The following is a 22,074-nucleotide window of genomic DNA, read 5'->3' on the forward strand; positions in this document are numbered from 1 at the left end:
AAAAAACGGCTTCCTAAGTGAAGCCGTTTTTTCTACGTGTAATCAGAGCGATTCAGCCCAAACTTCTGCATCTTTTGGTTGAGGGTTCGGCGTGGTAAATCTAATTCGACCATCACATCCGTAATTCTTCCTTGGTTTCGAACTAACGAATCATGTAGCACCTTGCGTTCAAAATTATGCAGCTGAATCACCAACGGCACCCCTGCTTGTGTCTCTTCGTTTGTCGAGGAAGGGCGACTAGAGAGAATTTCCATAACCGAAATTGTGTTGTCTAACGCGAACCTTATGGCCACGTTTCTTAGTTCCCGCACATTGCCCGGCCACGCATAAGCAAGAATGGCTTTTCTATCGGCTTCACTCACAGGTCGGCAGTTTGGGTTGTTCTTCAATGTGAAATGTTCGAATAAGATCAATGCGTCTTCTTCACGCTCTCTCAGTGGCGGTAGATAGATCTGCGCCACATTAAGGCGATAATATAAATCCTGACGAAAGTCGTCATGATCATTGAGATCTTCTTTCGCCGCCGCGATCACCCGTAAATCAACAGAGATTTGTTGGTTGCCACCTACTCGCTCTATGGTGTGTTCTTGAAGAGCGCGCAATACTTTCACTTGCATTGACAGAGGCATGCTTTCTACTTCATCAAAAAACAAGGTTCCCTTATCTGCGTATTCAAGCTTACCAATGCGCTTTTTGGCCGCGTCGGTAAATGCGCCAGCTTCATGGCCAAATAATTCGCTCTCGAACAGTGTTTCAGGAATTGCACCACAGTTAATGGGCACAAAGTGATGGGCTCTCCGTTGGCTCTCATTATGCAAACTGGTGGCCACCAGCTCTTTACCACAACCTGTTTCACCATAAATGATCACGTTAGTATCAATTCGCGCTAGCTTGGCAACTTGCTCCCTTAGTTTTTGCATCACTTTGCTTCGCCCAACCAACACTTCTTCTAAGCCGCTAATGCTAGAAAGATACTCCTGACGATCTTGAGTAGAAGTTTGCGCGCGATAACTCTCAACGGCCTCAGTCACGCGTTGAGATAGACGCTCTGGCTGGAAAGGCTTCTCAATAAAATCAAACGCACCGCGTTGTAAAGCACCAACGGCCATATCGACATCACCGTGGCCAGTGATCAAAATAATCGGGGTTTGAATATGGTTGGCAATCAGGCTTTCTAGTATCGATAAACCATCGATGTCTGGTAGGCGAACATCACTCACAATGGCATCAAATTCTTGGCTAAGAATGGCGGCTTTGCCCTCTTCCCCCAGACTGAATGCCGATACATCAAATCCCGCCAGCTGCAACCATTGGCTAGTTGCCTGACGAACAATATCGTCGTCTTCGATAAGTGCAATTTTAGGGGAGTCGTTAAAAGCCATACGTTACTGCCTGATTTATAAGTATAGGAATTCATCGTGGTGTACTAACGGTAGCAAAAACCACTGTGGAGAAAAGGAGCTAGATCTCACTTCTTGCTTACAAGTCTTTAACATCCAACCGGTTAGGCGCACTCTTTCATCGTCGAAAAAGATCAATACCAGTATGGGGTCGGTATGCAGCGTAGAAGAATTGGCAAAACATGGCTTATAGTCGCACTTGCATCCATGCTGATTCTGTCTTGCTATATCGCCAGTCGAGAGGTTGCTCGTCAATGGTTGAGTGTCGAGACTCAAAACGAAGCTCAACAAAAGTTGCTCGACTATATCGGTGAAGTTCGCCGGGCTCTAAAACGCTTCTATCACCTGCCATACCTTGTTACCAATAACCCAGAAACCATCGCGTTTGTAAAAGGGAATCTAACTTATTACGAGCCGCTACAAACCCAACTGACTCAACTGGATAAAGCCGCTAACACAGAAGGTTGGCTGATCCTGTCTAACTCTGGTGAGGTATTGGTGTCGAGTTTAATCGAAGAGCGCTTTAGCCTGTCTGACCGAAAAGCGATTGTGGAACAAATTCACAGCCAAGGCGGCGGTGTCTCCTTGGTGAACAAAACCAAAGGCTCCAGCCCGCTGTATTATTTGGCCGCTCCTATCTATGACGGCTTGGATATCGCTGGCATTGTGGTAGTACAAATCAACCTGAGCCTATTGACTGAGCAAACCATTACCAGTCAAGACATCATCACATTGCAAAATCGCCAGCAGCGTTTCTTCCTATCGAGCAGCCCAGTCTATAACGCAGACTGGTTTAACGAACCGAACAACACAGTCCAGTTAGAAACTCAGCGCTTATACGACAACACCAATATCAGAGCATGGACACTCAACCATCAACGCTATTTTGCACATACCGTGAAGCTGGATGACTTGAATTGGTACGTCAGCTACCTCACCCCTTCCAAACCGATTCAACAAACTATTAATGTGATTGGTTGGAGCGTAGCGGCGCTGCTCCTATTGATCGTCTTGCTTGTCATCATTGGCTTGCAACGTCGCCAAAAACACATCAACCAACAACGGATTCAAGCCCTTTTGGAAGAGTCCCAACGCCGCTTGAAGCAAATGATCAATAAGACTCACGTTGGTTTGTTATTGATTGACGAACAAGGGCAACTGTTTGACCTCAACCCGATGGCGAAACGTTTGTTTTGTTTGCCAGAGAGTGTTAATCGACACACTTTTGCTTGGGAGCTATTTGATGCCGGTAACCCAAATTCCACCACTCTCAAGTTACTTAAAGATCTACCTAAACATAAAGAGCTAGCAGAGATCAGCACGGTCGAAACCATCGCCAAAAGGAGTGATGGCAGCGTCTTCCCAGTTCTGTTCTCCCTGACCAGTTTCCCTTGGCATGGCGAGCAGTATTTTCTTGCAACGATCATAGACATCAGCAAGCGGAAAAAAGCCGAGCAATCACTACAACAGGTCAACCAAGAACTGGCACAACGTGTAGAAGAGCGAACTCAAGCGCTGAAAGAAGCACAAAGCCAGTTAATTGAATCGAGCAAAATGGCAGCCTTAGGTCGTATGTCGAGCGCGATCACTCATGAACTTAATCAGCCGCTAACGGGCTTGCGTACTCTGCTCACCACTAATGAGCTATTGGCTGAACGCGGTGAAACCGACATGATGAAAGCCAATAACGTCTTGGTACAGAGACTGATTGATCGCATGGCAAGCATGACCAGTCAGCTAAAAACGTTCGCTTACAACAAACCAGAACGTTTACAAGCGATTTCCCTTACCTCTGCACTCGAAGAAACATTGCGTGTTTACCAATCTCAACTAGACAAGGTGGATGTGCGGATCCGTGTTCCTCGAAATTTAACCAAGATCATGGGAGAAGAACAACGACTGCTGCAGGTGCTTGGCAACCTAGTATCGAACGCATTGGATGCGATGGGCAACACCACTAATCCTCAGCTCAACTTGATCGTCAATCCAACGGCAAATCAGGCAGAACTAACGGTGAGTGACAATGGCTGTGGCGTGTCGGATGAGATGCTCGAATCGATGTTTGAACCCTTCCAAACCTCAAAGAAAATTGGTGAGGGACTAGGGCTGGGTTTGGCGATTACGGCCAACAACATGCGTGATATGAATGGACAAGTTACCGTGCATAAGAATGAACAAAATGGACTGACTTTCACTTTATTGTTCAAATCAGCTTAAGTCGGTATTGATTACAAAATCATCATCAGAACTCGGCATCTCCCACCGTTTGAGAAAAACACGATCTCGATACAAGAATCCCGCCTTGACCTACACTATTCTCAAACACAGAAACACATACTGCAAAACAATAAAGAGTGAGAAACATGATTACGTTTCCTGAACATTTTCTTTGGGGCGGTGCTATTGCTGCAAACCAAGTAGAGGGGTCGTACAACCTTGGGGGTAAAGGGTTATCGACGTCAGACATGCTGCCAAACGGTATTTTGAGTCCGCATCAAACCCGTGAAGAACGTACGCCGGGCATCAAAGACGTGGCGATCGACTTCTACAATCGCTATCCAGAAGACATTGCGCTATTCAAAGAAATGGGCTTTAACTGCCTGCGTCTGTCTTTGGCATGGAGCCGCATCTTCCCGAACGGCGACGAACTTGAACCTAACGAAGAAGGTTTAGCGTTCTACGATAAAATTTTTGATGAACTGGCGAAGCACGATATCCAACCTTTCGTGACCTTATCTCACTACGAAATTCCTTACGCACTGGTCGAGAACTACGGTGGTTGGGGCGATCGTCGCGTGATCGAATTCTTCGAGCGTTATGCTCGCACCGTGCTTGAACGCTACAAAGACAAAGTGAAGCTGTGGTTAACGTTCAACGAAATCAATATGTCTCTGCATGCGCCATTTACCGGTGTTGGTTTACAAGAAGACGCTAGCGAACAAGAGATTTACCAAGCGATTCACCACCAGCTAGTGGCAAATGCGAAAGCGGTAAAACTGTGTCAGCAAATCGTACCAAACGGCAAGATTGGTAACATGCTGCTTGGCGCGATCAACTACCCATATACCTGTAACCCTGATGACGTGCTGGCAGCAATGCACGAAAACAACAAATGGTTGTTCTTCGGTGATGTACAAACTCGTGGTCAGTACCCTGGCTACATGAAGCGTTACTTCCGCGAAAATAGCATTGAAATTCAGATGGAAGCCGGTGACCTAGAAGAGATCGCATCAGCAAGTGTCGATTTCATCTCATTCAGCTACTACGCAAGTGGCTGTGCAAGTGCAGACCCAAAACAGAAAGAAGTAGGTAACATCGTCGATAGCGTGCCAAACCCATATCTTGAGAAGAGCCAATGGGGCTGGTTGATCGATCCAAAAGGTCTACGCGTTCTGCTTAATTTCCTTCACGATCGCTACCAAAAGCCATTGTTCGTCGTAGAAAACGGCTTAGGAGCGCGTGATGAAATCGATGAAAACGGTGAGATTCAAGATGATTACCGCATCGCTTACTTGAACGATCACCTTGTACAAGCACACGAAGCGATTCTTGATGGTGTTGAGTTGATGGGCTTCACTAGCTGGGGACCAATCGATTTAGTCGCGAACTCAACCGCTGAAATGAGCAAGCGTTACGGTTACATCTACGTTGATCGCCACAACGATGGCCAAGGTACGTTAGAGCGTAAACGCAAGAAGAGCTTCTTCTGGTATCAAGATGTGATTCGTACTGCTGGCGGATCTCTCAAAAGCTAGTTTTAGTAAGCAACTCATCAGAAACAACAAAGCCCTGCAAACGCAGGGCTTTTCTTATTCCCGATATTCAGTCGTACAACCTAGTGGCTACACACCAATTTCACCACCGTCTTCACGACGAATAACCACCGTTGCGGCACGTGGGCGCAGTGTCATCCCTGCAGGTGTCTCTTCCGCAGCATTGTCGCTATAAGGCCAGTTACCTGGGTGCTGAATGTTCACGAACAAAGACTTGTAATCTGGGCTGATGGTAAATCCTGTCACTTCACAGCCGTTAGGACCAACAAAGAAACGCTTCAGCTCAGCTTGGTTTTCTGCGCCGATCACTTCTTGTGTGCCGTTTTCATCTGTCAGCTTTGAAGGTACAACCGCAAGCATTTGGTCATTGGTGTAAGACGTCACTTCATCTGCACCGTTATCCGTCTGAATCCAAAGGATGCCACGAGGGTCAAACGCTAAGCCGTCTGGGCTCGCAAATTGGTTTAGCTCGGTCAAGCTCGAACGGTTAGTGTCCGCATCACCGTTTGCTGGAGAGCCAAACACGAAGATATCCCACGTGAAGTCTGTTGCTGCTTCGCCTTCATCCCAACGGATTACGTGACCAAACTTGTTGTTTAAACGTGGGTTTGCAGGGTTAGTTTCCTCTGTACGCTTGGTGTTGTTCGTTAGCGTCAGGTAAACCGAGCCTGTGAATGGGTCAACGGTACACCACTCAGGGCGATCCATTGGCGTCGCACCAACAAGGTCGGCTGCGCCAGCCGTATTCAGGATGATTTCTGCCAACGAATTGAAGCTATCTGCCAAAGTGCCACCAGAAACTGTCGTGCTATCTAGTGTCAGTGGCAACCAAGTACCAGAGCTGTCTTCGTTGAAGCGCGCCACATACAGTGTGCCTTCATCCATATACTTATCGCCCGTCGCCAAACGGTTTGCTGGATTAGCATCTGCTGGGTCCCACGCTGCTGCAGATTCAAATTTGTATAGGTACTCAAAGCGAGAGTCGTGGCCAGAGTAAAAGACCACAGGCTTACCTTCTTCAAGCTTACCGAAAGTACAACCTTCGTGACGGAAGCGACCTAGTGCAGTACGCTTTTTAGCACGTGAGTTTTGCGTGTAAGGGTCGATCTCAACGATGTAACCATGGCCGTTCGCTTCATTACGGTAATCATCCAATGCACTTGCGCCTGTAGGCTCAACATTGAAGCGCGTAAACTCGTCCAAGCGTTCTTCAGCGTTGCCCGCCAACGTTTCCCATAAGTAGCGAGTGCGTTCGTCATCTACACCAATACGATCTTGCTCTTCAGTACGAACACCTGCGTTGACGAAGTAACCCGGCCAGTTCTCTTCACACGTCAGGTACGTGCCCCAAGGCGAGAAACCATTACCACAGTTGTTTAGTGTGCCACGTGCTTGGCTGCCATCTTGAGAGAAGCGAGTCACGGCCAATTCTGTATTCGCTACAGGTCCAGAAAGATCCATAACTGTCGCGCCAGTGTAACGGCGGTTTAGTGGGTCGGTATCCACCAGCTTCCACATGTTGTCTTCAAGTTGAACGCGAACCACGGATACACCGTGCGCGTTAATTTCTTTACGAACTTCGTCGACGATAGTACGCACGCCGCCCACAACGGTTGGACCGCTAGGATGCAATGCTGAAGTATCAATGTACTCGTGGTTAATACACAACAAGCCATCAGTATCACTGTCATTTAGTGAGAAGAAATGCATGCCGTCATGATGCATACCAAGCGCATTGAGCTGATCAGCACTCGTATTGCTGCCATCGTCTTTCCAAGCATTACCTTGTGCATTTAGAGGTGTGCCCCAAGGTACCAAAACTTGTGCGACATAACCTTGCGGAATCGAAACTGCATCCGTCAGAGAGCCCGGAATAGAATCAAAATTCAATACTGCGCTAGACACGTTAGACCCATTGCCAGCTGAAGTGCCAGAGCTAGAATCGTTACACCCAGATAAGCCAAACGCACCAAAAGCGGTCATCGCACTGATACCTAGGCCACCTTTTAGGATACTGCGTCGAGATAGGCTCGCTTCCAGTACTTCTTCAAAAGGCTTGTTATTACTTTGGTTGTAACGCGTCGCGTCGAAGGTTTCCTTACTCATGGTGTTGCTTTCCCAGTGTTAGGTTGAATTATAAGTTTGTTAATTATCAAGCGAGAGGAAGTTTGGAAGAGAAAAGTGACAGAAGTAGTCCATCTTTATGAACTTTGTGTTTAGAAAATGTTATAAAGCACCCATCTATTCTATGTACTCCCGATTTTGCTTGGGCAAAGCCTGTTTTGGGGGTATAAGGTGTACTCAAATCATCCACGAGAGATAATCATGAAACTAGATAAAATCGATAACAAAAATCGTCGTCTACGCAAAAAGCTATTCCTAGGTGAATTCGCAATCCTAGGTTTTGAAATCAGCTGTGAAACAGACATCAACGACTTCGACCGTTACGATGCATTCGTTGATGAGTTTATCGACTACATTGATGGTCTAAACCTATGCTTTGGCGGCGGTGGTCTAGAGCTGTTTGAAGGCTTCCTATGTTCAACAGAGCGTTACGAAAGCGCAACTGAAGAACAAAAAGCACAGGTTCTAGCTTGGCTACAAGCTCGCCCAGAAGTAAGCAGCGCAAAAGCTGGCGACTTGGTTGACGCAAACTACCTGTAATTACGGAATCACTCTGTAATAAGCAGAGTTGAACAAGTAATGAGAAAGCTGGTCTTCGGACTGGCTTTTTTGCATTTAAGGCTATGGTTTTGTGCTGAAATGTTGAATCTAGAAAGAGTGGAACGTTTGGTTGTTTTGGAAGCTTTGTTTAGGAAAGCAGGAAGCTTGGAGTCTTGGAAAGTATGGATGTGCCAGATAATTTTAGAGCTGGCATGTTATGGAAGGTAGTTCGTCCATTGCCAGCTCAGTGTCACGAGTGTGGTTAACTATGCTTTTTTGGTAGCGTCAGTTTTTGTGTCTTTCCAGTATTGAATACGTACACGATGCAACTGTGCTCTTCTCATCTTTTTCATAGCAATCTCCCTCATTTATATAGGTAGCGCTCATCATGAGCTTATTGTCTAAGGTTGTTTCCCCTTCAATCTATCGGGGAACGAATAAATTAACCGTGATTGATTTCACAACATAATGACAAAACACGACGCGTTGCAGTCAATTTTTGAACAGTTCGACTGTGTTTTATCGTATGGCAAGAGTCAACCTATCCACTGAATATGACAGATTAATGGCAATCAAGTTCCCTATTTCATCTGTCATTGAATCTTAATAATGATTCTTCAACAACCTAGCAAATAATATACCAGTTGCACATGAATTCTCACTCGACATCAAAAAGAGGGCACACCTGCCAAAACTAAGCAAGAGGCTAGGGCTGAATGCGTTGCTGGTAATGTTGTCGGTAATCTCGTGGGGTAAGCCCTTTGTAAGTTTTGAAATGGCGATTAAATAAAGCTTGATTCCGATACCCTACTCGCTCAAACACAATCCCGATCGGTAACTCAGTTGATTGCAGCAATTCCGCAGCGTGATTAATACGTAGCTTCATCAAGCGCTGGCTAAAAGGTTCTTTAAAGTGCTTTTGAAATAATCGAGTCACGGCACTTTCACTGAGCGATAAATCGTTCGCTAAGTCGGCAAGGGTTATTTTACGAGCAAAGTGCTGCTCAAGATACCCATTGACCTTAGCAACCCGCTCTCTTTCTTGTTGCTCATGTTCACTCAGCGAGAGGTAAGAATGCGTCATCAGTGTTTTTGCGGCTTCATCATGGGCAAGCAAGGAGAGAACGTGAATAAAACGGGCAAGCTGTTCCATTGCAGGGACTTTCATCAGCTCATGCATCAAGTCCACCACTTGTTGGGCCGTTCCCTTAGAAAAGACCACACCTTTATTGGCCGCTTTTAATAACGGGTCCAGTTTACGTAGCTCCGTGCAATAAAACATGAGATTGGAAATCCACTCACGCTTAAACCAAACCACGTGTGTCTCACAATTGTCTTTCGGAGACGTAGAGCAAAAAGAATGCGGAACGCCAGGGGCAATCAACAACATCTGATTATGTTCGATATCCATCTCGCAATGACCGACATTTAACACTCCATCAAAATGACGATGAATAACCAACTCATACACATCATCATGAAAGTGTAAATCAGACTGCTTTGTTGACTCATCAATTCGACGATAACGCCAAGAAAAGCCTGGTCTCTGAGGTATTTTTTCAATGTACGCCATTCATCACCCTGCTAGATAATATTGCTCTACGCGTAAATAGTATCAGTAATAGAGGTCGATTCTTCATTACGCCTCAATAGTATTGATATTGAGCGGCATACTATCAACTTGGCCTCACTTCGATCCTTATTCTTGCCTCGGAAAGACAAGCTAATTAAGGAGCGGCTATGACTAACTTAAAAACCAAACTACGACAAATCATTCGAAAAACTCGCGATGAATGGGCCATATTTGCAGTAAAAGAGATGGGAATATCATCTGAAACTGTCGCTAAATCTTATGGCTACCGTTCGAGCTGTGATCTTGAGCAAACTCTTAAACAAGGCGAAAAAGACGCCGCTTCGTATATTGGCTCGGAACCTTGTGCGAGATCTCTTACACGCGATGTAAGTAAAACGACCATTTTTGACTAAGAATAAATCAAAAAACAAACCTAAACATATGAAAAATAATAACTATCCTTTTTAAGCAATATTCGCTGCCAAAGTTTTTTTATCTAGCTGATTGAGAGTAATCAGCAAAACAACAATACTAAATGTGTCGACAGGATGTTGGCGGGAACAGGAAAAAAGCCTAAAGGATTGGGTATCTTCAGGATGAAGATTTGGTAGCTTAGGATGAGTTATCAGCAAGGATGTAGTTAAACTCTAGGACAGAGTTCGCCCGTCAGGATGATAGGCAAGAATGGACACCGCTAGGAAGGCGATGAACAAGGAACTCGGTTAAAGGATTTAGCCACAATCAAGGATAGATGCAGGGAGCACCTATTAGTAGCCGGATTGCTGCAAAAAAGAATAAGCCCCGTCTGGGAAACCAGGCGGGGTTTTATTTTGCCTGTCATTTATCTGCCACTCTGCGTTCTGCTATGCATCATGCTATTATTTCAGCAATTTCTCTAGCAAACGACGTCCTATGCTGAATCCTGTTTGGTTACATACATTCAAAACTCTTGTCGAAGTCGGTCACTTTACTCAGACGGCAGAAAAGCTCTACATGACCCAGCCCGGTGTCAGTCAGCACATAAAAAAGCTTGAGCAAGCTTGTCAGCACCCATTGATTAAACGCGAGAACAAAAGCTTCGAGCTCACTGAACAAGGCCGCATGGTGTATACCTACGCGCTAGAACTTGAAGAAAAAGAGAAAAGCCTACTAGAAGACTTAAGCTTTGATGACCCACACGCAGGATACTGCAAACTCGCCTGTTCTGGCGCACTTGCTTTGATGCTGTTTGATCCGCTACTTGAAAAGCAAAAACGACATAAAGGCTTATCGATTCACCTAGAAGCAGCCCCTAACCAATCTATTCTTAATGGGGTTGCAGAAGGGCGAATTGATTTGGGCATCGTGACTTACTCACCGAATAAAAGCGTGTTCCAAAGCGAGCAAATTGGGCGAGAGACATTATGTTTGATCTTGCCTAAATCCTACCAAGGAAAAACCCTCACACCGGAACTACTAAAAAACTGTGGTGTGATTGGACACCCAGACGCCGAACATTACATGACGTTCTTTTTCGATCAATGCGCAGAACCCTCATTAAAAGAGATCCAAGTCAGTGACATGCCACTCTCAGGATATGTGAACCAGTTAAGCCAGATCTTATTGCCAGTGAGCAAAGGACTCGGCTTTACCGTTTTACCGCGCAGTGCGGTGGAGAGCTTTTCGTTAAGAGAAGAGTTGTATGTCGCCGAGTTAAAACAATCGGTGTACGAAGATTTATTTTTGGTGAGAAAACGCAGCCGCACATTGCCACTGCGCTACCAAACCATCAAACAGGTCTTACTGAATGTAATGAGTAGCGTTGCAAATCAATAAAAATAGCCACCTAAACGGCTGAACTCTTTCCAAATCACTCTCAATGCCAAGAGAAGTAAGCGGTCAAATGGCCGCTTTTTTCAGTTTTCCTACTTCGAAAAGTGATGAATTTTTGGTTCAATTTTCTTTTTCTCACCCTTGACAGTCGCACGCAGTAAGGCGTGAGAGTTCAATAAATTATTTTTGTCGTGTCGACGATATTTTTTCGTTTTCATATAGTGAGAAAACGCCCTAAGGTGCGCACCTCTGACGACGTGGTTGTCCAACCACAATTCTAAATCGTTGAAGCGAGTGGATGCTGTCACATCAATTAAACCCACTCACTATACTCTATGTTTATATTTTTAATTTGGTACTGACTTACTAAGGAATTGCCATGCGTATTGCTATTCTTTCTCGTAATGAGAATCTATATTCAACCATGCGCCTAAAGCAGGCGGGTGAAGAGCGCGGACATCAAGTTGATGTGATCGATACTCTGCACTGTTATATGGATATTACGAGTAACAACCCTAAGATTCGTTACAAGGGTGAAGAATTGCCAAAGTATGACGCGGTTATTCCACGCATCGGTGCATCTATCACTTTCTACGGTACAGCGGTTGTCCGTCAATTTGAAATGATGGGCACATTCTGTGTAAACGAGTCAGTAGCAATCAGCCGCTCTCGTGACAAGCTACGCTCTATGCAGCTGCTATCACGCAAAGGCATTGGTCTACCTCGCACAGGTTTTGCTCACCATCCTGACAACATTCAGGACGTGCTCAAAAACGTTGGCGGTGCACCTTTGGTTATCAAGCTACTTGAAGGTACTCAAGGTATCGGCGTTGTACTTGCTGAAACAACAAAAGCGGCAGAAAGCGTAATCGAAGCATTCATGGGTCTAAAAGCGAACATCATGGTGCAAGAGTTCATTGAAGAAGCAAATGGTGCTGATATCCGCTGCTTCGTTGTAGGTAACAAAGTTATCGCAGCAATGAAACGCCAAGCAAAAGAAGGCGAGTTCCGTTCTAACCTTCACCGTGGTGGTTCTGCTGAGCTAGTAAAACTAACCAAAGAAGAGCGCGCAACCGCGATCAACGCAGCAAAAGTCATGGGGCTAAACCTATGTGGTGTTGATATTCTTCAATCGAAAAACGGCCCTGTTGTGATGGAAGTGAACTCTTCTCCTGGTCTTGAAGGCATCGAAAACGCAACAGAAAAAGACGTTGCAGGCATGATCTTCGACTTCATCGAGAAGAACGCAAAACCAAACGCTAACCGTACACGCGGTAAAGGCTGATAATTGTTTGAGTGAGAGCCTATAAACTGGGCTCTCTTTATCACTCATCGCTAGGATGACACTATGAATCAGAAAATGATCATTGGGAACGCCGAAGCAATTTGCTTACCTGAGTTAGGGATTACTCATCTTGAAGCGCGTATTGATACAGGCGCACAGACTTCTTCTCTGCACGTAGATAACCTAGAGTGCACAGAGCAAGACGGTCAGTCATACGTAGAATTCGATCTACACCCAGATGTTTACCACTTAGAACAAGTGGTTCGCTGTAAAGCTCCACTGAAGGCGAACCGCAAAGTGAAATCATCAAACGGAACGTTCGAACACCGCTGCGTGATCACGACGATGCTACGCATGGGCGACCAAGAGTGGCCTATCGACATCACGCTGACTAACCGTGAAAAGATGACCTACATGATGTTGCTAGGTCGTCAGGGTATGGCAGACAAAGTTCTGGTAGACCCGAGCCAATCTCACTTATTGGCTCCATAATCCCCGTAGCTTCAGATGAGCGAACTCCGTGGTCGCTCATCTGGCTCTTAAATACTATTCTAACTGCCCTTCTCCTGTTTATCGTTCTTTCTTCTCAGTACAGATCGCATTAATCCTTTCAGTTTTATCTTCGTTACTCGCCAGTGGGTAATCGGTCTAACTGGTGCAGTATTGATGATGTGTTGATACGCGTCTTCATCAAACTCAACCTCTCCCCCATGTGCCGCCAATAAACAACTCGGATTCATCTCAAAAACGCGCTTTAACGAACGGCGATATTGGTTGGGGTGAAAGATAGGAAACGGCGCAATCAAATGGCTTTTTACCTGCACCATCAAATCCGCGACATAAAGCACATCTTGCTCAGCATGATAAACCGATAAATCTCTATCAGTATGCCCCGGTGTTTCCAATATCTGCCAATCAGTAAAACCGGGAATCACTTCTCCATCCACCAGCTCGATATCCGGTCTTAGTTTTCGCGAATACCAAAGGTTACACTTAGGTTTGCGCATTCGGTTCGCCATCCAACGCGCCAAAATCAAATCCGTAAGATGCATCAACCAACCATCAAAACCACCATACCAATGTGTGTCTCGTTTTGCTGCCAATAGCTTGCAGCCCGTTAAATCTCTTAGTTTGTGCGCTGCACCAGCGTGGTCTGGGTGCATGTGGGTGACGACCACCAGTTTTAGATCTGCAAACGGGCGATTGAGTTGGTGCTCGATAAAATCTTTAAGATGAGGGATATCCGCTCGACTGGCGCCATCAAGCAGCATTAATTTGTCTGGGTACTCGACAAGATACATGGTTTGGATGTATCCCTGAATTCTGTGCAGCTGCAAAACATGTCCTTGTTTTGTTGAGTCTTTGTTCTTATTTCTTATCGACCAAATCCTTACTGGTCAGACCAACTATAACAGTAGAGTGGACACTCTGTTAAATAAATGTTTACACCGCAGTTCGACAATAATTATTAATCGAAAGAACAAATTTTAATCATTAGACTCTGGTTGAGTTTTATCCGTTAATGCGCGCACACGGAGTTCGTGTCAGGGTATGAGGTTAGCGCCTCATGATTTGCTTTTTTGTATTTTCTCCTCTACTTCCTATGAGGGCTTAAATACATTTTTGTGAGAATCGAGTTGGAAAAAGCAACTAAATTAGACCGCATCCGCGCGGACTACAACGTTCACTACTGGAGCCAAGGCTTCTACGGAATTGATGACCAAGGCGAGGTATACGTATCTCCTCGTAGTGACCGTGCACACCAAATCCCTTTCAGTGCGATTGTTAATGAGCTAGAAGCTAAGCAGTTGAACCTGCCTGTATTAGTGCGCTTCCCGCAAATCGTGCACCAACGCGTGCATGGCATTTGCCAAGCTTTCAACCAAGCAATTGAAGAGTACCAATATCCAAATAAATACCTGCTGGTATACCCAATTAAAGTAAACCAACAGCGTGAAGTGGTTGATGAGATCTTAGCGAGTCAAGCACAGCTAGAAAACAAACAACTGGGTCTTGAAGCAGGCAGTAAGCCAGAGCTATTAGCCGTATTGGCATTGGCTCAACAGGGCAGCTCCGTGATCGTGTGTAATGGCTACAAAGACCGTGAATACGTGCGCCTTGCACTGATCGGTGAAAAGCTAGGCCACAAAGTATTTATCGTACTAGAGAAGCTATCTGAGCTTGATCTGGTACTTGAAGAAGCAAAAAGCTTGGGTGTAACACCACGTCTTGGTTTGCGTATCCGCCTTGCGTCTCAAGGTGCGGGTAAATGGCAAGCAAGCGGCGGTGAGAAATCGAAGTTCGGTCTATCAGCATCTCAAGTATTGAGCGTGATTGATCGTCTAAAACGCGAAGACCAGCTGGACACCATGCAATTGGTTCACTTCCACCTTGGCTCACAGATGGCAAACATCCGTGACGTGCGTAATGGTGTAAACGAATCGGCACGTTTCTACTGTGAATTACGTGCCATGGGTGCAAACATTGATTACTTCGATGTTGGCGGCGGTTTAGCAGTAGACTACGACGGCACACGTAGCCAATCTTCGAACTCGATGAACTACGGCCTTGCAGAATACGCACGCAACATCGTGAATACGGTAGGTGATGTGTGTCAGCAGTACGAACAACCGATGCCAGTGATCATCTCTGAATCGGGTCGCTCTCTAACGGCACACCACGCGGTGTTGATTTCTAACGTTATTGGCACAGAAACGTACCAACCAGAAGAAGTATTCGAGCCAGCGGTAGATGCTCCGTTCTTGCTACAAAACATGTGGCGAAACTGGGAGAACCTGCAAGATGGTACGGATGCGCGTGCATTAATTGAAATTTACAACGATACCCAAAGCGATTTGGCTGAGGTTCACTCACAATTCGCTACTGGCGTACTGAACCTTGAACAACGTGCGTGGGCAGAACAACTGTCGCTGCGCATTTACTTCGAGCTAAGTCGTCAAATGAGTACCAAGAACCGTTTCCACCGTCCTATTTTGGATGAGTTGAGCGAACGTCTTGCGGACAAGTTCTTCGTGAACTTCTCTCTTTTCCAATCCCTGCCAGATGCATGGGGTATTGATCAGGTATTTCCTGTTCTGCCTCTTTCTGGTCTTGGTGATGTGGAAGAGCGTCGTGCGGTGATGTTGGACATCACTTGTGACTCCGATGGTGTGATTGACCATTACGTTGATGGCCAAGGTATCGAGAGCACACTACCAGTACCAGCATGGAGCAAAGACAAACCGTACCCAATGGGCTTCTTCCTAGTAGGCGCATACCAAGAGATCCTTGGTGACATGCACAACCTATTTGGTGATACCCACAGTGCAGTAGTCAATGTTGATGAAGAAGGTCAATTTGAGATCAGCTACATCAACGAAGGTGATAGCGTAGAAGACATGATGCGCTACGTTCATATCGACGTAGATGCGATTCGTGATAATTACAAACAATTGGTTTCAGCACGTGTTGAAGCCAGTGAACAAGAACAAATCCTAGCTGAACTAGAACAAGGTTTGGCAGGCTACACCTATTTAGAGGACTTCTGATATGAATGATTTGTTTACTAAAACCGATTATTCGCTTTACTCCAACTCTATGTCGTTTCTACGTCGACCGTACGTCAAAAACCCAGTATCGGTAGACGCAGACGTTGTGGTGCTCGGGGTTCCTCTGGACATGGCGACTTCTGGTCGTCCTGGTGCGCGTATGGGACCAGATGCGATCCGCCGTGCGTCAGTAAACCTTGCTTGGGAAGGCAAGAAGTTCCCTTGGGACTTCAACGTATTTGATAAATTGAAAGTGACCGACGCAGGTGACCTTGTGTTCGATTGTGGTGATGCTGAAGATTTCACTTACCGCCTAGAAGCGGCAACAAGTGAGATTCTAAAGAGCGGTAAGACAATGCTAGGCTTGGGTGGTGACCACTTCATCACACTACCAATCTTGCGTGCTTACGCGAAGCACCATGGTCAAATGGCACTAATTCACTTTGATGCGCACACAGACACTTACGCGAACGGTAGTTCTTACGACCACGGTACTATGTTCTACCATGCGCCAAAAGAAGGTCTGATCTCTGCGAAGAACTCAGTTCAAATTGGTATTCGTACTGAATATGACCAACAAGATCATGGCTTCAATGTGATCAACGCAATGCAAGCGAACGACATGTCTGTAGAAGAGATTCTGGCAGAGATTCGTCGCACGGTTGCGGATAAGCCTGTGTATGTCACTTTTGACATCGACTGTCTGGATCCGGCTTTTGCTCCGGGTACAGGTACACCAGTTTGTGGTGGTCTGAACTCAGATAAAATTCTGAAGATCATTCGTGGTTTCGCTGGCATGAACATCGTAGGTATGGACGTGGTGGAAGTCTCTCCTCCTTACGACCACAGCGATGTAACGGCCTTGGCTGGCGCAACTATCGCACTTGAGTTACTTTACGCCTACGCTTCAGGTCGTGAATAACGAAAGTTGTTCTCAATGAACACAGAATTTCAAGGGGAGCTTCGGCTCCCTTTTTCGTTTTCAACACCCAACAAAAATAGATTAGATTTTCTAATCCAAATCATAGATTTTTATCTTGCTCAACTTCACATTTTTTGATTGCTAAGTCAGCACTCAAGCTCTAATATCTCGCGCCTAGATTCCCTAATCACTTTGTTTATTTGGCTCTCCTATATGGAGCGCTAAGGCTTTTTACGTCTTAAATTTCTGGAGAGATACGCAAATGTCCGCCTCGTTTCCATTAGCGAAACTTACCTTTTTAATCGCAATTCTGACTGCCGTAGGTCAAATGACTCAAACGATGTACGTGCCTTCTATTGGTCATATGGCGGGTGAGTTCTTGGTATCAGCGTCGTCACTTCAAGCTGTGATGGCGTGTTACCTGATCCCTTACGGTCTGTCGCAGTTTGTGTACGGCACACTGTCTGATCGCCTTGGTCGCAAACCAATCATCGTTGCGGGTTTGATCATCTACATTCTTGGTACTTTGGTGGCGCTATTTGCTCATGAGTACGAATGGTTCCTAGCCGGTAGCTTTATCCAAGGTTTGGGTATCGGTTGTGGCGGTGCGATGTCTCGCACACTGACTCGTGACTGTTTTGAAGGCGCAGAATTGCACCGTGCAAATAGCTTGATCAGCATGTGTGTTATTTTCTCGCCATTGATGGCCCCTGTACTAGGCGGTTACCTAACTGAAGCTTTCGGCTGGCGTTCTAGCTACTTATTCCTTGCACTGTTTGGTATCGCAGTAGTGATCACCATGATGACAAGTATGATGGAAACTTTGCCGAAAGAGCGTCGCAAACATGAATCTGTGGCGAAGAGCTACAAGTTCGTACTGTCAGACAAACGCTTCCAAGGTTTCTTGCTGGTATTGGTGGCAACGTTCGCAGGCGTCGCAGTATTTGAAGCAGCAGCGGGTGTACTACTAGGTGGCGTACTTGGTTTACCAGCAACCACCGTAAGCTTATTGTTTGTCTTGCCGATTCCGGGTTACTTGGTCGGTGCAGGTTTATCAAGTTACATCGCACAACGCCGTTCTGAGCGTCGTGCTCTGAACGTTGGTCTAGTGGCTATCTTAGTTGGCTCTGCTGTCGTGTTAATTCCTGGTCTGTTTGGTCTAACAACGGCATTGACCCTGATTGGTGGTGCAACTATTTACTTCTTGGGCGCTGGCATTTTGTTCCCAGCGGCAACAACCGGTGCACTTTCACCGTTCCCATACCACGCGGGCACTGGCGGTGCGATTTTAGGTGGCATGCAAAACCTAGGTGCGGGTATCGCGACGCTGTTGGCTTCGCTCTTCCCTGCACAAGATCAAATGCCACTTGGTTGTTTGATGATGGCAATGTCGATCATCGCCATGCTTGGTCTACGCTGGGTTAATCGCAAGCACGACCATTCAAACGAAATGCCACTGGCGATCTAAAATCTGATTCTCATCCCCACCGAGATAAAGAAAAGGGACATGCTGCAAAGTGTGTCCCTTTTTTGTTGCACGCATCTTACCCTTTAGCTCTCATCCACCAGCAATTGCATTTAACATCCCATCCAATCTTTGCTAAAAAGAACAGTTGCTTATACAGAAGTTATTCGTTTGCCATTCGATATAAATACTTTCACTGGAAGAACACAAACGTACTTTTACTCGCAAGATAAATGAATGGCGAAAAAACACGAGAAGAGTACACAATAAGGATACACAGATGCGTTTCACTTTAACCACGTTGGCCGTATCGGTCGCGCTAGTCGCCGGATGCAGCAATCAAGGATTACCAACCATGAACCATTACTCCCAATCGCAACTCGTTGCTCAACAAACCCAAGCACCCGTTGCTAAAAAAGTCCCTCATGCGATGAATATTCATGGTGATACACGAGTCGATAATTACTACTGGATGCGTGATGATGAGCGCCAAGACCCAGAAATCTTGCAACACCTTGAGCAAGAGAATCAGTACGCAGAAACCGTTTTAAAACACACCGAAGCACTGCAAGAACAGCTTTTTGAAGAGATCAAAGGTCGTATTGCGAAAGATGACAATTCAGTACCCGTTCGTAAAGGCAGTTACTACTACTCAAATGAAGTGACGGGCGATAACGAATACGAAGTACACCTGCGTGCAAAAGACTTTGCAGGTAAAGATAAGCAAGTCATCTTAGATGTTAACGAGCTGGCAAAAGAACATGAGTTTTTCAGTATTGGTGGCTTAACGATCAGCCCAAATGAAAACTTGTTGGCTTATGGCGAAGATACCCTGAGCCGCCGTATTTACACCATCAAGATCAAAGACCTCACGACAGGCGAATATCTAAAAGATGAAATTGAAGGCGCCTCAAGCGCAATCGCGTGGCAAAACGATAACCAAGCCTTCTACTACATCAAGAAAGACCCGCAAACACTGTTGGGTTATCAAGTTTACCGCCATGTCTTGGGCACACCTCAAACAAGCGATGAGCTAATCTACGAAGAAACCGATAGCGCTTACTACACCTTCTTGAGTAAGAGTAAAGACGGTGAGCAAGTTTACATTTGGCACTCAAGCACAGAGACAAGCGGCGTATCTGTGATTGATGCTAACAACCCGAACGCTAAAGCCGAAGCTTTCTACCCTCGAGAAACTGGTATTGAGTACAGTATCGCCAAACTGGGTGATTGGTATTATGTCTACACTAACTACCAAGCTGTAAACTTCCGTTTGATGAAAGTGAAAGCAGAAGAGATGCATGACCGCTCTGAATGGGTTGATGTCATTCCTGCCGACGATAACACTCAGCTGGTCGATTTCGACTTGTTCGACGACCACCTTGTTTACGAGCAACGCACAAACGGCTTATCCACCGTCAAGGTTCGCCAACTATCGACGGGCAAAGAGTTCCCACTTGAATTTAATGACACCGCGTTTGCGGCTTACCTGACAGGCAACTACGAATTAGATAACTCAAAAGTTCGTATCTACTACAGCAGCCTGACTACACCGGGTACTTACTATGATTTCGACCTGAATACAGGTGAATCAGAAATCATGAAGCAAACACCAGTACTGGGTGATTTTGATGCCGATAACTACCAGTCAGAGCGAATCATGGTGACAGCTCGTGATGGCAAACAAGTGCCAGTTTCATTGGTTTACCGCAAAGACCTATTTAAGAAAGACGGCACCAATCCAATCTACCAATACGGCTATGGCTCTTACGGTTCAACTATTGAACCAACGTTCCGTTCAACCCGCCTGAGCCTACTTGATCGCGGCTTCGTGTACGCCATCGCTCATATACGCGGTTCAGAAATGCTAGGGCGTCCTTGGTATGAAAATGGCAAAAAGCTGACTAAACAAAACACCTTCAATGATTTTATCGATGTAACCAAAGGACTTGTCGAAGAAGGCTACGGGGCCAAAGATAAAGTCTTTGCTGTTGGAGGCTCCGCGGGTGGCCTGCTAATGGGTGCAATCATCAACCAAGCACCAGAGCTTTATCGTGGTATTGGTGCGCACGTTCCGTTTGTTGACGTCGTGACGACCATGCTGGATGAGTCGATTCCTCTTACCACCAACGAGTACGATGAATGGGGTAACCCAAATGACAAAACCTACTACGACTACATGCTGAGCTACTCACCGTACGATAATGTTAAAGCTCAAAACTACCCGAACATGTTAGTGACGACAGGTTTGCATGACTCACAAGTTCAATACTTTGAGCCAATGAAGTGGGTAGCCAAACTTCGTGAAATGAAGACAGACGATAACGTCTTGTTGTTCAAAACCGATATGGAAGCAGGCCACGGCGGTGCTTCTGGTCGATTCAAACGATTGAAAGAAGACGCGCTTGAGTACGCTTTCTTCCTCGATCTGTTGGAAACGAAATAAGCTTGATGCGCTACCTATCATAAGTCACTGAAAAAAATGCCCGCTTTTACGCGGGCATTTTTCAACCTAGATACTCGGTGACATGACTCAGATGAGCCAACAGAAAGAAAAACGCCTACTCACAGCGAGTAGGCGTTAACACAATAAATGTGTTTAGGCAGTAGAAACTGTCCTATTTATTAGAAGTAGTAACGAGCACCAAGTGACCATTCGTCATCAGATTTATCGTCGCCCATGTGCGTTCTAAAACCAGCGAAAGTTTTCAGCTTCGAGGTCACAGAGTACTCGACTTGAGGAGCTAAAACATCGCGGTTAGGGTCTAACACATTGTCATCGCGATCAACATTTTCATAGTAAAGGATAAAGTTAAGGCCATTATCTAGACCATATGCTAGAAGACCTGAGATTTGATCTGAGTCCGTCATACCATACAAGTTCTCGTTCAAACCATATACACCCGCCACATAAATACCCTTGCCATAAGAACCATAGCTTGCAGCAATAGCTGTCGAGGTTAGTTTTTCCGAATCAACATCACCACCTGTATATGCAAGACCGACATTGAAATCTGAGAAGCTTAAACTTGCTGCAATCTGGCCGCGATCATCAAACTGAGAACCTCCAGCGTTAGTTTCACCTTGCCAACCAACGCCAAAGTACAACGACATATCATTACCAAAATCGAAGTTGTTTGAATAACTTAGCATTTTGTTTGCACGGCCCGTACCAATCGAACGCCATGAACCCGAACGACCGCCATCGTAAAGAAAATCGTTTGCATATTTAATTGGCATATCCGTTAAACTTGCAACACTGTAGTAAGGAGACCATTGCGTGCCTACGGTCACTTTACCCATTTCGCTGTGTAAAGCTAAGTAACCTAAACGGGTTGAAAAGGTTGTATCACCACCGTCAACAAGGTTGGTTTGCCATTCTCCTTTTGCTTCTACAGTTAGGCCATTCCCCAAATCTTGTTTACCGACAATATTGATACGAGGAGATACTTCTCCGACTTCTACATTTTCGCCGTTATCACCAATATCAGTGGTAAAGTGACCACCAATCGACATTGATGTGCCATCGCTGTTGTAAACTTCTGCTGCGAAAGCTTGAGAACCACATGCTAGTGCCGCCACTGCAACGGCTAGAGTTTTCATTTTCATTGTTAACATCCATATAGTTGTTT

The 22,074-nt window shown here is 45.7% G+C and carries 16 protein-coding genes; 11 read left to right on the top strand and 5 right to left on the bottom strand.

Annotation, left to right across the window (positions count from 1 at the left end; all coding sequences use genetic code 11):
• Positions 1 to 32 precede the first annotated feature (32 nt).
• Complete coding sequence (locus KIV40_RS16770) at positions 33 to 1,382, bottom strand: sigma-54 dependent transcriptional regulator (protein WP_285350322.1); 1,350 nt, start codon at positions 1,380 to 1,382, stop codon at positions 33 to 35.
• A 174-nt stretch (positions 1,383 to 1,556) separates the two neighbouring features.
• Between KIV40_RS16770 and KIV40_RS16775 the strand changes: the two genes are divergently transcribed.
• Positions 1,557 to 3,617, top strand: coding sequence for an ATP-binding protein (locus tag KIV40_RS16775; RefSeq protein WP_285350324.1), 2,061 nt, complete (start codon positions 1,557 to 1,559; stop codon positions 3,615 to 3,617).
• A 146-nt stretch (positions 3,618 to 3,763) separates the two neighbouring features.
• Positions 3,764 to 5,155 carry a 6-phospho-beta-glucosidase gene (locus KIV40_RS16780; protein WP_285350326.1) on the top strand — a complete coding sequence of 464 codons (1,392 nt, stop codon included), beginning with the start codon at positions 3,764 to 3,766 and terminating at the stop codon, positions 5,153 to 5,155.
• A gap of 87 nt (positions 5,156 to 5,242) precedes the next feature.
• Here KIV40_RS16780 and KIV40_RS16785 read toward each other — a convergent pair whose 3' ends face one another.
• The gene (locus KIV40_RS16785; RefSeq protein WP_045396756.1) at positions 5,243 to 7,279 is read right to left on the bottom strand and encodes a PhoX family phosphatase; all 2,037 of its coding nucleotides are present in this window, start codon (positions 7,277 to 7,279) and stop codon (positions 5,243 to 5,245) included.
• 219 nt (positions 7,280 to 7,498) lie between these two features.
• Here KIV40_RS16785 and KIV40_RS16790 point away from each other — a divergent pair, with 219 nt between their 5' ends.
• Positions 7,499 to 7,837 carry a YggL family protein gene (locus tag KIV40_RS16790; protein WP_005432583.1) on the top strand — a complete coding sequence of 113 codons (339 nt, stop codon included), beginning with the start codon at positions 7,499 to 7,501 and terminating at the stop codon, positions 7,835 to 7,837.
• Between the two features lie 706 nt (positions 7,838 to 8,543).
• Here KIV40_RS16790 and KIV40_RS16795 read toward each other — a convergent pair.
• On the bottom strand, positions 8,544 to 9,410 hold the full coding sequence (locus KIV40_RS16795; RefSeq protein WP_079401960.1) for a helix-turn-helix domain-containing protein: 867 nt from the start codon (positions 9,408 to 9,410) through the stop codon (positions 8,544 to 8,546).
• A 167-nt stretch (positions 9,411 to 9,577) separates the two neighbouring features.
• Between KIV40_RS16795 and KIV40_RS16800 the strand changes: the two genes are divergently transcribed.
• From KIV40_RS16800 to KIV40_RS16815, 4 genes are all read left to right on the top strand, one after another.
• Complete coding sequence (locus KIV40_RS16800; RefSeq protein ID WP_285350332.1) at positions 9,578 to 9,823, top strand: hypothetical protein; 246 nt, start codon at positions 9,578 to 9,580, stop codon at positions 9,821 to 9,823.
• A gap of 499 nt (positions 9,824 to 10,322) precedes the next feature.
• Entirely contained in the window at positions 10,323 to 11,225 is a 903-nt protein-coding gene (locus KIV40_RS16805) for a LysR family transcriptional regulator (protein ID WP_285350333.1), read from the top strand.
• Between the two features lie 376 nt (positions 11,226 to 11,601).
• Entirely contained in the window at positions 11,602 to 12,507 is a 906-nt protein-coding gene (gene rimK / locus KIV40_RS16810) for a 30S ribosomal protein S6--L-glutamate ligase (protein WP_285350335.1), read from the top strand.
• A 63-nt stretch (positions 12,508 to 12,570) separates the two neighbouring features.
• Complete coding sequence (locus tag KIV40_RS16815) at positions 12,571 to 12,999, top strand: RimK/LysX family protein (protein ID WP_005432588.1); 429 nt, start codon at positions 12,571 to 12,573, stop codon at positions 12,997 to 12,999.
• Positions 13,000 to 13,058: 59 nt separating this feature from the next.
• On the opposite strand, the gene KIV40_RS16820 is transcribed toward KIV40_RS16815, so the two are convergent.
• Positions 13,059 to 13,808 (bottom strand): MBL fold metallo-hydrolase, encoded by a 750-nt coding sequence (locus KIV40_RS16820; RefSeq protein ID WP_285350367.1) that lies wholly within the window; start codon positions 13,806 to 13,808, stop codon positions 13,059 to 13,061.
• Between the two features lie 336 nt (positions 13,809 to 14,144).
• Between KIV40_RS16820 and speA the strand changes: the two genes are divergently transcribed.
• The 4 genes from speA to KIV40_RS16840 all read left to right on the top strand — a co-directional run bounded on the left by speA (position 14,145) and on the right by KIV40_RS16840 (position 20,888).
• Positions 14,145 to 16,055 carry an arginine decarboxylase gene (speA, locus tag KIV40_RS16825; RefSeq protein WP_285350337.1) on the top strand — a complete coding sequence of 637 codons (1,911 nt, stop codon included), beginning with the start codon at positions 14,145 to 14,147 and terminating at the stop codon, positions 16,053 to 16,055.
• Position 16,056: 1 nt separating this feature from the next.
• Positions 16,057 to 16,977 (top strand): agmatinase, encoded by a 921-nt coding sequence (gene speB, locus KIV40_RS16830; protein ID WP_285350339.1) that lies wholly within the window; start codon positions 16,057 to 16,059, stop codon positions 16,975 to 16,977.
• 262 nt (positions 16,978 to 17,239) lie between these two features.
• Positions 17,240 to 18,445, top strand: coding sequence for a multidrug efflux MFS transporter EmrD (gene emrD / locus KIV40_RS16835; RefSeq protein WP_255985924.1), 1,206 nt, complete (start codon positions 17,240 to 17,242; stop codon positions 18,443 to 18,445).
• A gap of 277 nt (positions 18,446 to 18,722) precedes the next feature.
• Positions 18,723 to 20,888, top strand: a complete 2,166-nt coding sequence (locus KIV40_RS16840; protein ID WP_285350342.1) for a S9 family peptidase — start codon at positions 18,723 to 18,725, stop codon at positions 20,886 to 20,888.
• 179 nt (positions 20,889 to 21,067) lie between these two features.
• On the opposite strand, the gene KIV40_RS16845 is transcribed toward KIV40_RS16840, so the two are convergent.
• Positions 21,068 to 22,051, bottom strand: coding sequence for a porin (locus tag KIV40_RS16845; protein WP_285350344.1), 984 nt, complete (start codon positions 22,049 to 22,051; stop codon positions 21,068 to 21,070).
• Positions 22,052 to 22,074: the final 23 nt, after the last annotated feature.

Source organism: Vibrio sp. D173a (genome assembly GCF_030248475.1).